Origin of the sequence: Helicobacter fennelliae (genome assembly GCF_900451005.1) — a bacterium.
Taxonomy (GTDB): domain Bacteria; phylum Campylobacterota; class Campylobacteria; order Campylobacterales; family Helicobacteraceae; genus Helicobacter_B; species Helicobacter_B fennelliae.
The window spans coordinates 1,342,864-1,356,729 of record NZ_UGIB01000001.1; the positions used below are offsets into that span (position 1 = coordinate 1,342,864).

Annotated in this window: 15 protein-coding genes; 12 read left to right on the top strand and 3 right to left on the bottom strand. The window is 37.5% G+C overall.

Annotation, left to right across the window (positions count from 1 at the left end):
* Position 1 precedes the first annotated feature (1 nt).
* From tsf to DY109_RS06715, 7 genes are all read left to right on the top strand, one after another.
* Positions 2 to 1,069, top strand: coding sequence for a translation elongation factor Ts (gene tsf, locus DY109_RS06690; RefSeq protein ID WP_023949002.1), 1,068 nt, complete (start codon positions 2 to 4; stop codon positions 1,067 to 1,069).
* A gap of 65 nt (positions 1,070 to 1,134) precedes the next feature.
* Entirely contained in the window at positions 1,135 to 1,761 is a 627-nt protein-coding gene (serB, locus tag DY109_RS06695; protein WP_023949003.1) for a phosphoserine phosphatase SerB, read from the top strand.
* 7 nt (positions 1,762 to 1,768) lie between these two features.
* Positions 1,769 to 1,930 (top strand): glycosyltransferase family 8 protein, encoded by a 162-nt coding sequence (locus tag DY109_RS11140; RefSeq protein ID WP_146739924.1) that lies wholly within the window; start codon positions 1,769 to 1,771, stop codon positions 1,928 to 1,930.
* Positions 1,878 to 2,993 carry a glycosyltransferase family 8 protein gene (locus tag DY109_RS06700; protein WP_115737825.1) on the top strand — a complete coding sequence of 372 codons (1,116 nt, stop codon included), beginning with the start codon at positions 1,878 to 1,880 and terminating at the stop codon, positions 2,991 to 2,993. Before DY109_RS11140 ends, DY109_RS06700 begins: the two co-directional genes overlap by 53 nt.
* Before the next feature lie 3 nt (positions 2,994 to 2,996).
* On the top strand, positions 2,997 to 3,362 hold the full coding sequence (locus tag DY109_RS06705; protein WP_023949011.1) for a glycosyltransferase: 366 nt from the start codon (positions 2,997 to 2,999) through the stop codon (positions 3,360 to 3,362).
* The gene (locus DY109_RS06710; RefSeq protein ID WP_081714917.1) at positions 3,316 to 4,311 is read left to right on the top strand and encodes a glycosyltransferase family 2 protein; all 996 of its coding nucleotides are present in this window, start codon (positions 3,316 to 3,318) and stop codon (positions 4,309 to 4,311) included. Before DY109_RS06705 ends, DY109_RS06710 begins: the two co-directional genes overlap by 47 nt.
* 93 nt (positions 4,312 to 4,404) lie before the next feature.
* Positions 4,405 to 5,355, top strand: a complete 951-nt coding sequence (locus tag DY109_RS06715) for a glycosyltransferase family 2 protein (RefSeq protein WP_023949015.1) — start codon at positions 4,405 to 4,407, stop codon at positions 5,353 to 5,355.
* A gap of 176 nt (positions 5,356 to 5,531) precedes the next feature.
* Here DY109_RS06715 and DY109_RS06720 read toward each other — a convergent pair whose 3' ends face one another.
* Positions 5,532 to 7,313: an extracellular solute-binding protein gene (locus tag DY109_RS06720; protein WP_023949017.1), complete on the bottom strand. Its 1,782-nt coding sequence runs from the start codon at positions 7,311 to 7,313 to the stop codon at positions 5,532 to 5,534.
* A 74-nt stretch (positions 7,314 to 7,387) separates the two neighbouring features.
* Positions 7,388 to 8,374 carry a tryptophan--tRNA ligase gene (trpS, locus tag DY109_RS06725; RefSeq protein ID WP_023949019.1) on the bottom strand — a complete coding sequence of 329 codons (987 nt, stop codon included), beginning with the start codon at positions 8,372 to 8,374 and terminating at the stop codon, positions 7,388 to 7,390.
* Between the two features lie 116 nt (positions 8,375 to 8,490).
* On the opposite strand from trpS, the gene DY109_RS06730 reads away from it, so the two are divergent.
* The gene (locus tag DY109_RS06730; RefSeq protein WP_023949021.1) at positions 8,491 to 9,021 is read left to right on the top strand and encodes an LPP20 family lipoprotein; all 531 of its coding nucleotides are present in this window, start codon (positions 8,491 to 8,493) and stop codon (positions 9,019 to 9,021) included.
* 99 nt (positions 9,022 to 9,120) lie between these two features.
* Positions 9,121 to 9,585, top strand: a complete 465-nt coding sequence (locus tag DY109_RS06735; RefSeq protein ID WP_034550048.1) for a tRNA (cytidine(34)-2'-O)-methyltransferase — start codon at positions 9,121 to 9,123, stop codon at positions 9,583 to 9,585.
* Between the two features lie 109 nt (positions 9,586 to 9,694).
* Here DY109_RS06735 and rpsO read toward each other — a convergent pair whose 3' ends face one another.
* The gene (gene rpsO, locus DY109_RS06740; RefSeq protein ID WP_023949025.1) at positions 9,695 to 9,967 is read right to left on the bottom strand and encodes a 30S ribosomal protein S15; all 273 of its coding nucleotides are present in this window, start codon (positions 9,965 to 9,967) and stop codon (positions 9,695 to 9,697) included.
* Positions 9,968 to 10,165: 198 nt separating this feature from the next.
* On the opposite strand from rpsO, the gene flhA reads away from it, so the two are divergent.
* Genes flhA through DY109_RS06755 form a run of 3 tightly spaced genes read left to right on the top strand, consistent with a single transcriptional unit; the run spans position 10,166 to position 13,857 of the window.
* The gene (gene flhA, locus DY109_RS06745; RefSeq protein ID WP_023949027.1) at positions 10,166 to 12,382 is read left to right on the top strand and encodes a flagellar biosynthesis protein FlhA; all 2,217 of its coding nucleotides are present in this window, start codon (positions 10,166 to 10,168) and stop codon (positions 12,380 to 12,382) included.
* A gap of 18 nt (positions 12,383 to 12,400) precedes the next feature.
* Entirely contained in the window at positions 12,401 to 13,480 is a 1,080-nt protein-coding gene (locus DY109_RS06750) for a DHH family phosphoesterase (protein WP_023949029.1), read from the top strand.
* Between the two features lie 20 nt (positions 13,481 to 13,500).
* Positions 13,501 to 13,857: a hypothetical protein gene (locus tag DY109_RS06755; protein WP_023949031.1), complete on the top strand. Its 357-nt coding sequence runs from the start codon at positions 13,501 to 13,503 to the stop codon at positions 13,855 to 13,857.
* Positions 13,858 to 13,866: the final 9 nt, after the last annotated feature.

Genomic DNA, 13,866 nt, shown 5'->3' on the forward strand with positions numbered 1-13,866 from the left:
GATGTCAGAAATTAGCGCGCAACTTGTCAAACAACTTCGAGAAATGACTGATGCAGGAATGATGGATTGCAAAAAAGCATTAGTCGAAGTTAAGGGTGATTTACAAAAAGCAGTGGAGTATTTGCGAGAAAAAGGCTTAAGCAAGGCTGCAAAAAAGGCTGATAGAATCGCTTGTGAGGGTGTGATCTCCGTCAAAGTTGCTCCTGATTTTTCAAAGGCTTCGTTGATTGAGATTAATAGCGAGACGGATTTTGTCGCTAAAAATGACGGATTCAAAGATCTTGTCTCAAAAAGCACAGAGCTAATTTTTGCTAATCAAATCAATGATGTGCAAAGTCTTGGCACACTAAGCATCGATGGGCAAAATTTTGATGAATACCTCAAAACCCAAATCGCAAAAATTGGCGAAAATATCGTTGTGCGAAGGGTTGTGAGTATCCAAACAGGTGCAAATGAAATAGTCAATGGCTATGTGCATTCAAATGGGCGCGTCGGCGTGCTTATCAGCGCAAGTTTCACAAATCCACAAAACACAGCAAAGATCGCTGAATTTATCCGCAATCTTTGTATGCACGCAGCTGCTATGAAGCCTCAAGTATTGGATCATAGCGGGTTTGATAAAGATTTTATCCAAAAAGAAAAAGTCGCCCTTATCGCTGAACTTCAAAAAGAGAATGAAGAACTCAAACGACTTGGCAAAACGCTTAAAACCATTCCAGAATTTATCAGTCGTTGTGAGCTGACTCACGAAGTGCTTGAGAAGCAAAAACAAAAACTCAAAGAAGAGCTCAAAAAACAAAACAAACCAGAATCTATTTGGGACAAAATCATTCCGGGGCAAATTGAGCGATTTATCGCTGATAACACTTTGATAGATCAGCGACTTACACTTTTGGGGCAGTTTTTTGTGATGGACGACAAAAAAACGATCGCGCAAGTGCTTGAAGAAAAATCAAAAGAATACAATGATGCGATTAAGATCACAAAATATGTGCGATTTGAGCTTGGCGAGGGTATAGAAAAGAAAGTTGAGGATTTTGCTGCTGAAGTCGCAGCACAAATGAAATAGCGTAAATAAATTTGAGAATCTAGCCTGAGAATTTATGCGCTAGTGTCGCAATATAAGGTAGAGTAATGGATATAAAGCTTGCTGTTTTTGATTTTGACTCGACGCTTATGAATGGTGAGACGATTGATATATTGGCGCAAGATTTTGGCGTGGGCGATGCTGTGAGTGTGATCACCAAAGAGGCTATGGAAGGTCATTTGGATTTTTTTGAGAGCCTCAAAAAGCGCGTCGCAAACCTAAAAGGTATGCAAGAATCAAGAGCAAAAGAGATTTGTAGGAATCTGCCATTAAATGAGGGTGCAAAAGAATGTATCGCTAGTCTCAAAGAAAAAGGCATAAAAGTCGTGTGCTTTAGCGGTGGATTTAGCTTTGCGACTCGTCATTTTGCAGAGATTCTCAAGCTTGATGCGGATTTTAGTAATGTCTTGCATACCAAAAATGGCGTGCTAAGTGGTGAGGTCGGGGGCTATATGATGTTTTCAGATTCCAAAGGTGAAATGCTCTCAAAACTTCAAACGCTTCTAGGAGTCAGCCCCAAAGAAACTATGGCTGTGGGCGATGGCGCAAATGATATAAGTATGTTTAAACATTCGGCATATAAGGTTGCTTTTTGCGCCAAAATCGCGCTCAAAAATGCAGCAAATATCATCATAGACAAACAAGATTTACGCGAGATTCTAAAACACATTTGAGGTGGTTATGAGAGACAATAGAACAAATGACAACTTAAGCCTTATCCCTATAATGTTTTGCTTTGATAATAATTATGTGATTCCAGCTAGCGTGTGTTTTTATTCGCTTCTAGAGCATGCAAATCGATATACTTGCGACATTGTCAGCGGGGGGGGGGGCAGAATCTAGCTCTTTAAAGCGTAAGTTAGAATCTAAAAATTCTTATAAGCAGATTTTGGCTTATGAAGCAAAAACTACAAACTCACACCAAAACACACAAAACAAAATCAAACTTTTTTACAAACTCTATGTAATCCACAATGACATATCTAAAGATTCTCAAAATATTCTTCACCAAAGCATAAGCGAATTTAGCAGTTTTGCGAGTTTGGAATTTATCGATGCGGCGAATAGATTTTCACAAGAATGGCAGAATTTAGGATTAAAAGGGCATTTTGCGCAAGAAGTTCTTTATAAACTCCTTCTTGCAAGCCACTTTCCGCAATATGATAAAATCATAGTTTCTGATGTTGATGTCGTTTTTTTGGGTGATGTATCAAGGAGCTTTTTAGAGTTTGATTGTGAAAGCAATCTATACCTATCAGGTGTGAAGCTAAATGACCCTGAAAGTTTCTTGCCACTTGATGGCTGGAAAAGCGGATACAAAAAATACACTCAAGATGAATTTAACGCAGTGCAAAATGGCATAGGTGGTGGGTATTTCATCGCCAATCTTAAAATGTGGCGCAAAGATGATATAGAATCTAGATTGATTGATTATCTCTCGCATAATGCTTATAAATTAATCTTAGCCGAACAAGATGTGCTTAATATAGTTTGCTACCCAAAAATAGACACTCTCTCGCCTGCGCATATCGTGCCACATCACTCATGGGAATGGTATGGTAAGCAATGGGAGCATTACAAGCCAAAGCTTTATACTCAAGAGCAGCTTGATAATGCAAGGGATTATCCAATCCAGCTTCATTATGTGGGTTCTAAGAAACCATGGAATCACCCAAGCGAGCCAAAAAGCGATATTTGGTATAAATATCTAACAAAAACGCCATTTCTTGAAAACCACCTCAATAATCTAGAATCTATCATCATTAATGCCTATGTCAAAACAACTTTATCTTATCGCTTGCAAAAATTCATAAAAAATAATCCGCTCTTTGTTTTTGATGTGAGATTCTATGGATGTTTATTATCTAGGATATATCGCAAACTTTACAAACTCTATAAAGGATAGCCAATGAATGAATTAGATAGATTTTTATCGCCAGATTTTAATGCAAAGGTGTTTTTGGAATGTCAAGATAATTTCGCTAAAACGCAGCATATAAAATCGCATTGTGTTTTTAGGCAAGAAAATTTGCAAGAGGATTTGATAGGGGATTTGATAGGGGATTTGCACAAGAATCCGATGGGAGAAAATTTAGTAGGGGATTTGCAGAATCATAAAAACCAGAATCAAGAGAGTGAGATAGAATTTAGCATAGCAATTCCTACATATAAAAGAATCGACACCCTAAAACAAGCCATAGATTCTGCATTGTCTCAAGATATAGATAATGCTAACGCGTCGATATTGTCGGGGGGGGCAATCACAAAAGCCTAACCTTAAAAAATCCTATGAGATCTTGGTCGTAGAAAACACAGATAACTACCCCAAACCCTCTCCGACACAAGAACTTCTAGAATCAAAATATAAAAACAAAATTACTTATTATAGAAACGAGCAAAATCTAGGACTTCTTGGGAATTTTAATCGAGCTATCACGCTTGCAAAAGGCAAATGGGTGTGTGTATTGCACGATGATGATGTGCTATTGCCACATTATCTCTCATCTATGCAAAAAGCAATAAAACAAGTCGCTTTAAACACTTCTCTTATATCGCATCGAGCGATTTATTTTGGTGATTTGAGTCTGATTTCTTATTCTCCAACTAAAGAATCTAGCATTAAAGCTTTTCTCAAACATTATGCAAAGCCCTTGTTTCTTACGCTTAAGACTACAAAGAAATTTTTATTTTCTTGTATTGTCTCTCCAATGCTAGGAATCAAGCGATACAAAACTCTAGATACACGAGATTCTGACTATATATGCAAATATAATCCACTTCACCCATCAGCTTTGCTTCATCATAAGGATTTGACTCTTAAGCTTGGAGGGTATGATGCGGAGTTTTTTCCAAGTGATGATTGGTTTTTTCATACAAGGGCTGCAAAATTTAGTCAAGTCTATCAACTCAACGAGTTTTTGAGTAAGTATCGTTATTTAAACAATGCTTCATTTAATACAAATACTTTGCGACTTGGAAGTATTGTAAATTTTTTGCATATACGAGACAATATAAAAGTATCAAAGAAAATCAAATCCATACTTCTCACAAAGCAGTATCAACATATTTTAGAGATAAAAGATGATGCCCTTAGAGTCGAGTTATTGGGATATATGCAGAGATTGGAGTTTAAGCCAAAGAAGCTAAACAAACTTGATGAATGGCTGTATAAAATCTATCGCTTAGGTGATACGGAACTTTATGAGGTAGAATCTAATATTTAAGACACAAAAAATCTAGCATTTTGGTGTATAATTCTGGCTTTAGCCAAATGTTTGCATTGCAAATTTTTATATTGAAGGAGCAAAGGAGAATATATGTTTTTAAGTATTTTAGTTCCGACTTATAATAGAAAAGATGAATTAAGCAGGAATCTAGATTCTATATTGGCGCAAGGTTATAGCTGGCAAAATAGCTCAAATCAAAAACGATATGGAAAATTTAATGAGCTAGTTGAGATCATCGTCCAAAATAATGCCTCAACAGATGGCACAAAAGAAATGCTTGATGAGATGTCGCATAAAATCCTCTCGGGGGGGGGGGCAAATTTAAAAGTATTTCATAACCCTTCAAACTTTGGGCTTTGTCAAAATATGATAGAAGTTCTTAAAAATGCCACTGGAAAATATGTTTTATATCTCACTGATGATGATTATTTACTGCCTCAGTCATTAAGCAAGATTATAGATTTTCTCCAAAACAACACTTATGATTTCGTGCGGTTAAATCTCATAACTTTTTTGGAGCAATCTATTCAGGCATATTGCAATATTCTATTTGCTTCATATATCAATACTACAAATGCTACACAAAGCCAAAAGGTTTCTATATTTTGTTCTACACATATTCTTACAGGAAATATCTTTAGGCGAGAGAAAATAGACATGGAGGCAATGTGCGCGGTAAAGGAATGGTGGTTTCCACATATGAGTATATCTGGAAGAATGATGGATAATTTTGCTTATATTCCTTATGTTTATATTGTGCATACTTGGGAGAATAAAGTGTATTGGGGAGATGAAAATGCCCATCACAAAAGAGATGAATATAGCAATGTAACAGCAGGATTGTATAAAACAATCTTAGGGCTTGAATGTGTGCTAGGAATGGACTTTATCAAAGAGGCTATCTGCTGGTATAACCCACACAAAAAACTTTATGCTTTTGCGTATGATATTTTAAGCACAAAGCAAAAAGTAGCTCTATGGCGGGCAAATACAAAACAAGCACTCAAAACTTGGCTAAAAAAGATTGTATTTTTCTTATAAGTTTGGCTTTAGATTCTAGATTCTCATTGTAAGTGGTTGCAAACAATATAACAATTCAGTCAAGATTTAGATTCTAGTTTTAGAATCTAAAATAAATATCACAAACTCCAAAACTCCAAAGTCAATTTAGATTCTGCATAGCAAACTAAATAAAAATCTAAATGCAGAATCTAAACTCACTGCGCATTCTTATCCCACCAAATCTGCGGGCTTAGATCATATCGTGGCATAATCTCTGGCATTCCTATATGATCCCAATACGCTATCCGAAAAGTAGGCAAAAAATAATGAGGCACGACATAATCCCCCCACAACAAAACCCTATCAAGAGCCCTTAATGCGCTAATTTGATAAGATCGATGAGGGGCTGCAATCACTTTTTCAATCAAACAATCAACCACTTGAGATTGAATCCCGCTATAATTTTTGCTTCCCTCCTGCATAGCACTTTTTGAGCTCCAAAAATACCGCTGCTCATTTCCCGGAAACAAGCTTTGAGCGATAACTTCGACAATCATATCGTAATCAAATTTTTTCACACGATTTGCATATTGGCTTGGATCGATTTTTTGGATATGAAGCTTTATGCCTAGAATTTGAAGATTTCTTGCATATTGCAAGGCTAATCGCTCAAAGGCTGGATTATCAAGCAAGAGCGTGATTTGAAGTTGCGTGTTTGTGCGCGGATTGATGAGCTTTGTATCTTTAAATACATACCCTGCTTGAAGAAGTAAATCTCGCGCGAGTTTTAGATTCTCCCTTCTTGCCTCTCCTGTGCTTACAGGCACATGATATGGCGTAGTGTAGAGGGCTTGCGGAAGTAAATGCGCGCTATCACATTCTCGCAAAATCTCTTTCTCCTTATCTTGAGGAATGCCTGTGCTTGCGAAAATAGAGTGATTAAAATAGCTTGTGGTGCGCTCATATTGAGAAAAAAACAAATTCAAATTCGCCCATTCAAAATCAAATGCATAAATCATCGCCTTTCGCACCAATGGATTAGAAAACACCTCTTTTCGTGTGTTTAAAAAAAACCCCTGCATACCCGTTGGAAGCGCGTGATGAATAGTTATTTTTTTGATTTTAGATTCTCGCACTGCATTTCCTACATACTGCTTTGCCCAAGTTTTTGCTTTGCTCTCTTGCCTCCAGTCATATTGATGATTCAAAAAAGCTTGCAAGGCAACAGCATCATCACGATAATATTCATACTCAAGAATATCAAAATTAAACTGCCCTTTGCGACTTGGTAAGTCTTTTGCCCAGTATGTTTTGTCGCGCTCATAAGTGATTTTTTTGCCGATTTCAAAAGATTTGATCTTATAAGGACCGCTACCAAGTGGAGGAAGTAGCGGATTCTCGCCAAATGTGTTTTTGCCATTGTGGATATAAAAATGCTTAGGCAACACGCAAAGCTGCCCTAAAATCAATGGAAGCTCTTTGTTTTGTGTGGTGCGAAAAATAAATTTCACTTTGTGTGGTGAGAGGATTTGCACCTCTTTGACATCTGCGTAATATTGCTTATAAATAGGGCTTCCTTTTGTTATTAGCATTTCAAAGCTAAATTTCACATCTTTGGCTTCAATCGGCACACCATCAGCAAAGCGCGCCCTCTCATCAAGCATGAAAATCACAAAATCATTGTGCTTTGAAACCTCTATATCTTTGGCGACAAGTGCGTATTGCGCGTAAGGCTCATCCATACTTTGAGCCATAAGCGTATCATAGACAAACTCTAATCCACTCGCACTCTCTCCGCTTAGCACAAATGGATTCAGAGACGAAAAGCTACCTATCGCATAGCTTTTAAGCGTGCCACCTTTTTTGACATTTGGATTGACATAGTCAAAGTGCTGTAAATGTGGGTATTTTGCTCTCTCTCCTAATGCGATATATGAAGCACCATACACAAAACACAGCGACAAACACGCGCCAAACAAAATCTTTGCTACATTCATTAATCTATACTCAACTTTTGTCTATATTTCCCTAATTTTGCGATATTTCTCTGTGCTTTTTATTGCAAATATTCTTAGATTAGCCCGACACATTCTTTTGCTTTTTGATAAGTCTTTCTTGCTATTGGACGCACTTTTTCTACTCCTTGAGTCAATATCTGCTCCAAAAATGCCTTATCAGCATAAATTTTTTGATAATTTTCACGAATAGGACGCAAAGACTCAATAATCACCTCTGCTAAAGCGATTTTTAAATCCCCATAACCCTTGCCTTCAAAGCTCTTTTGTATGGATTCTCGGCTTTTTTGCGTCAAAACCTCATAAATGCTTAAAAGATTATAAAGTCCCGCTCGCGATTCATCAAACACAATCGTGCTTTGTGAATCAGTTGTGGCTCTTTTGATTTTGCGCAAAATCTCATCAGGCGAATCAAGCAAAAAAATAGCGTGATTTGCACCATTGGCTGATTTACTCATTTTGGATTCTGGATCATCAAGCCCCATAACCCTTGCGCCGACTTTTGGAATGAGCGGCTCTGGAATCTTAAAGCATTCTCCATAGTCCTTATTGAACCGTTCTGCGACATTACGCGTAAGCTCTAAATGCTGCTTTTGATCTTCGCCCACAGGCACAAGATCTGCTTGATAGAGCAAAATATCTGCCGCCATAAGGGCTGGATAATTAAAAAGCCCGACATTGATATTTTTTGGGTTTTTGGCGGATTTGTCTTTGAATTGCGTCATTCGGCTCATATCGCCCATAGAAATATTGCAATCCAAAATCCACGCCAAAGCAGGATGTTCGTCAATTTGGCTTTGTATAAAAAGGCTTGATTTGTGTGTATCAATCCCACACGCAAGCAACATAGCGACAAGTTCATAAGTTTTGGCTTTGAGCTCTTTTGGGTCTTGATAGATTGTTATCGCGTGAGAATTCACGATACAAAAAATATTTTCGTAGATTTCTTGAGAATCTACCCAATTTTTGACTGCCCCCAAATAATTTCCAAGATGAATTTTTCCTGTTGGCTGAATCCCTGAAAAAACAAGCTTTTTTGACATTTTTATCCTTAGTAGTATGAAAAATTGAACAGGCAATATTATACATTCTTGGATTTAAAGCTTTATTAATGTTTTTTAATTACAATAAGCGCTTATTTTACAAACAAGGACAAACAATGAAAAAACAAATTCTTGCTCTTGGTATCGCGCTTTTGGCGATAACTGGTTGTAAAGATATAGGTGAAAATGCTGATGTAAATGATGCGCTCAAAGGTGCTCCAGACTGGGTAATCGACGGAAGTAAAGACAACTTAAGCGCAACAGGAAGCGCAAAAATCAAAAATGGCAATATTGGCTTTGCGACAACACAAGCTTCAGCAAGTGCGAGAGCTGAGCTTGCAGGACAAATCGCAACGCGGATTGAGAGCAAATATAGAGAGCTTACAACAAGTGGTGAGGATAGTGTCAATCAAGAAGCAGTCCGAGCTGTAAGACAAAGCGTAGATCAAGTCTTAACTGGCACGAAAGTAACAAAAAAATGGGTAAGTAAAGATGGTGTATTGTGGGTTTTGGTGCAAGTAGAAAAACTTGATACAAAACTCCTTAAAGATAATCTCTTGCAACTTGATGGGCTTAATCAAGAAGCCGCAAAAGCGTTGGCTCAAAGCGTTGATGAGCTCATCGATGGACCGCAAGCTCAAGAGTAGTTTTATCCAAATATGCCTTTTGGCATATTTGTGGGTTTTTACTTAAATCTTTTTGATCTAATCTTACATAACTTCTAAATACAAAATAGATAATACATAATGATAAATATTGTTCTAATTGAGCCTAGAATACCGCAAAATACAGGCAATATAGGGCGTTTGTGCGTGGGTGGCAATGCGATTTTGCATTTGATTCACCCATTAGGATTTAGCTTAAGTGAGAAAGCCATTAGACGATCGGGGCTTGATTATTGGCAGCACCTTCACAAATACGAATGGGCGAGCTTACAGGATTTTTGGGAGCGAAATCCTATCACCACGCAACATTTTTTTCTCACTACAAAATCCAAAACACCCTATTATCAGGCTTGTTTTGGTGATGAATGTTTTTTGTATTTTGGTAGAGAAGATGCGGGGATAGATGAAATGATTTTAGATTCTAACCCAAACCAAACGCTTACCATTCCGATGTCAAGCAAAGCCCGAAGTCTCAATCTCGCTACAAGTGTGGGAATCGTGCTATATGAGGCTCTAAGACAGAATCCATGGTATAGGTTTGATTAGATTCTGCAACAAAAATAATTCAGAATCTAAAAAGAATCTAAAATCTCTTTATGCTTTTTTGAGTTTGTATAGATTCTAGATTCTGCTTTTTTGAACGCTCTCTTAGATTCTAACGATCTTTGATATTGAGTGCTTTAATGAGCTCCACATATTTTTCATATTGTGTTTTTTTGAGATATTTAAGAAGATGTTTGCGTTGCCCGACAAGCTTAAGTAATCCCAAACGACTTGAATGATCTTTAGAATTTGCCCTAAGATGCTCTGTAAGGGTTTTGATACGTTCGCTCAAAAGTGCTATTTGCACTTCAGGAGAGCCTGTATCTTTTTCTCCTCGACTAAATTTTGCGATGATTTCTTGTTTTTTCGCCGTATCTAAAGCCATGATGACCTCCTGATTGGTATTTTGAAATAAAAATGTGATTTTACTTTTAAAACCTTTAAAAAACTTTTAAAGCCTCGCAAATATTTATAAAACCTTTAGAAAATAATATTTTTAGGTAAAAAAGCTTTTTTTTACCTAAAAATAGCTAGAATCCAAACTTCATTATAAATATATTTCAATCTCAAGGCATATATAAAAATGGCTTCAAAGCGACAATCTGTGCTTAAAAAAATCGCCTTTTTTCTCCAAAACATTGGTAAATCCAAAGACCTCACGGTTGTAGTGTTTTTGATGTGTATTTTGGTGATTATTATCGTTCCGCTGCCACCGGTGATTTTGGATTTTTTGCTGACTATTTCGATTATGCTTTCAATCTTGATTATTTTCATCGCACTATATATCAATAAACCAACAGATTTTTCCTCCTTTCCTACGCTTTTGCTTATCGTTACACTCTATCGGCTCGCGCTCAATGTCGCCACTACAAGAATGATTTTAACGCAAGGCTATTTGGGACCAGAATCTGTAAGTGATATTATCGCTGCATTTGGGGAATTCACGGTTGGTGGGAATTACATCATCGGGACGATTATTTTTATTATCCTAATCCTTGTAAATCTCCTTGTCGTTACAAATGGTTCTACGCGCGTAACTGAAGTGCGAGCGCGATTTGCTCTTGATGCGATGCCCGGTAAGCAAATGGCAATTGATGCGGATTTAAATAGCGGGCTTATTGATGAAAAAGAAGCACGTACAAGACGCGCTATGCTTTCTCAAGAAGCGGATTTTTATGGCGCAATGGACGGAGCGAGTAAGTTTGTCAAAGGTGATGCGATCGCCTCAATCATCATTACCGTGATTAACATCATTGGTGGTTTTCTTATCGGGGTATTTCAGCGGGATATGAGTATAGAGTATTCCGCATCGACTTTTACGATTCTTACCATTGGTGACGGACTTGTAGGGCAGATTCCAGCACTCATCATTGCGACTGCCACAGGTATAGTCGCCACAAGAACAGCACAGCAAGAAAACCCAAAAGAAGGTTTTGCGCAAAATCTCGTCTCACAGCTCACCTCACAATCAAAAACGCTTATCATCGTAGGCGTTATACTTCTTCTTTTTGCTTCTGTGCCGGGGCTTCCGACTTTTTCTTTGGGTTTTGTTGGACTGCTTTTGTTGTTTATCTCTTGGCTTCTTTCACGAGAGGACAAAAAAAGTCTGCTCTCTATCATGACGGATTGGCTCAATAAGAAATTTAATATCAACCTTGATCTCTCCGCAGAATCCAAACCAGAATCTAGCACAGCAGCAGATCTCTCGCCCATTCCTAAAGTCGAAAAATCACTCGAAGAAATCAAAAAAGAAGAGGAAAAAAATCTCAATGAAGCATTAAAAATCGAATTTTTAGAGCTTGGATTGGGATATGAGCTTATCGGACTTGCAGATATTAAGCAGGGCGGGGACTTGATAGAGCGGGTGCGTGGCATACGCAAAAAAATCGCAAGCGAATATGGATTTTTGATGCCACAAATCAGAATCCGCGATAATCTCCAGCTTCCACCCTCAAACTATGAGATAAAACTCAAAGGCGTTGTGATAGGCGAGGGAAGTGTGATGTCAAATAAATTTTTGGCAATGGATACGGGGATTGTCGGAAAAGAGATTGAGGGGATCAAAACCAAAGAGCCTGCGTTTGGGATTGATGCGCTATGGATAGATCCAAAAGACAAAGAAGATGCGATTATTAATGGCTACACAGTGATTGATCCTGCAACTGTGATTGCGACGCATATCAGTGTGCTTGTTAAAAACCACGCAGAAGAATTTATCACCCGTGATGAAGTCAAGGGGATCTTGGATCGAATGGCAGAGGATTATCCAGCACTTATCGAAGAAGCAAGGAAGATTCCAGCACTCATTCGGCTTGTATTGCAGCGGCTACTTTATGAGAAAATTCCTATTAGAGATATGCTCTCTATTTTGGAGACGACTATTGATAAGCAAGCTCAAAATATGGATATTGATACGATAGTTGAGTGCGTGAGGGCTAAGCTTGCACGCGTGATTACGCATACTTTTGCGTCTGATGATGGAGTGCTAAAGATTCTGACTTTTGCGCCAATGGACGAAGAATATCTCAAAAATAGAGTAAGAATCAGCGAAGAATATGGCAAAAGCCTTGATCTTAACGCTGGTGAGGCACAAAAACTTATCGATGCGATCACCTCAAAAGCAAATAGTTTCTTAGAAAAAGGCTTAGGGCATTGCGTCCTTGTGGTCGATCCGCTGTTGCGCCAACCGATGTTTAGAAAAATACAAGATTTTAGGCTTGATGTGATTGTCTTAAGCACTGCTGAGATTGATATAAACTCCAAATATGAATTTATAGGCTTAGTTGAACCTCATTTTTAAAGAATAAAAAGGATAAAAATGCAAACTTTTCATCTCTCACATATTGATCTTGATGGGTATGGCTGTCAGTTTGTAGCACGAGAATTTTTCGAACATATCACATTTTTTAATGCAAATTATGGCAAAGAAGTGCTCGCTAGAATCAATATGATTTTTGCGCAAATCGATGAGTCTTTGAAGCTTGAGATGAAGTTTCGCTCCAAAAATCCGCAATCTTTTCTTATCCTTATTACTGATCTTAATCTCACGACAAATGAAGCCAAATACATTGTCTCAAAGATTAATGATTACAAAATCTCCGGACACAATATAGAGCTTTTGCTCCTAGATCATCATATCAGTGGTGAAGAATGCTCAAAAATCTATGAATGGTATCATTTAGATTCTGCACATTGTGCGACAAAGATTACTTTTGAAACACTCAAAAAACAATACCCCAATGCAGAATCTAAAACACGATGGCTTGAACCTATTGTTGAGATGATTAACTCTGTGGATATTTGGAAAGAAGATGGATTTGGGTTTGAGTTTGGCAAGGTCGCTTTGGGAATGATTGCTTCAAGCAATGAGCTCAATCGCTTTATGTTTGACAAAGAGCATAGGGATTATAAATTCTATCTTTTATCTCAAATCAAACATTATCTACATAAGCCAAAAGGAGAAGTGCTTTTTGATAATGCTATCTTTAGGCTTAAAAAGCTCGCACTAAAAGGCGATCCTGATAATGAAACAATGGATTTTATCACTTCAAGAATCCAAGCCAAACTTCTTAGCCAAATCAAAGACAAATGCTTTATCTCATATAGAGATAAAAAAGGATTCTTAAGCTATTCTATGGGCGGGATTAGTGTGCTTGCAAATTTATTTTTGCAGCAAAATCAAGATATTGATTTTTATATGGATATTAATAATCGTGGCAATATAAGCCTTAGGGCAAATGGAAAATGTGATGTGTGCGCACTAAGCAAAGAAGTGTTTAATGGAGGAGGGCACAAAAACGCTTCCGGTGGCAAAATGGAAGGCTTTAAAGAGAGCTTTTTGTATGAGGATATTAAATCTCAAGTGCAAGCTTTTATTAACGCTAAAATCAAACAATAAATAACTACTAAAGGAGTTTTATGCCAAAAATAACTCAGACTCAACACACCAAAACCACTCACGCGCGTAATTCTCATACTCAAGACACTAATATCCAAAACATTCGCACTCAAAACACCCATACGCAACATGCCCGCACGCAAAAATCTCACACCCAATCTATGCAAGATATAGATGAAGAGAGCGCGATAGAAATTCTTGATTTGCTTTGTGTGGCACTTCATTTTGCTGGAGTAAAGCAAGAATGCATAGAAAAAGCACTTCAGCTTTATAGCAAAGAGCTTGATAATTTTGATGAGAATGCCTCATATGGACAAAAAGAGATTATACAGATTATTTTGACATTGCGTAAGAAATACAAAGATTTGTTTCAATAGAATCTAAAT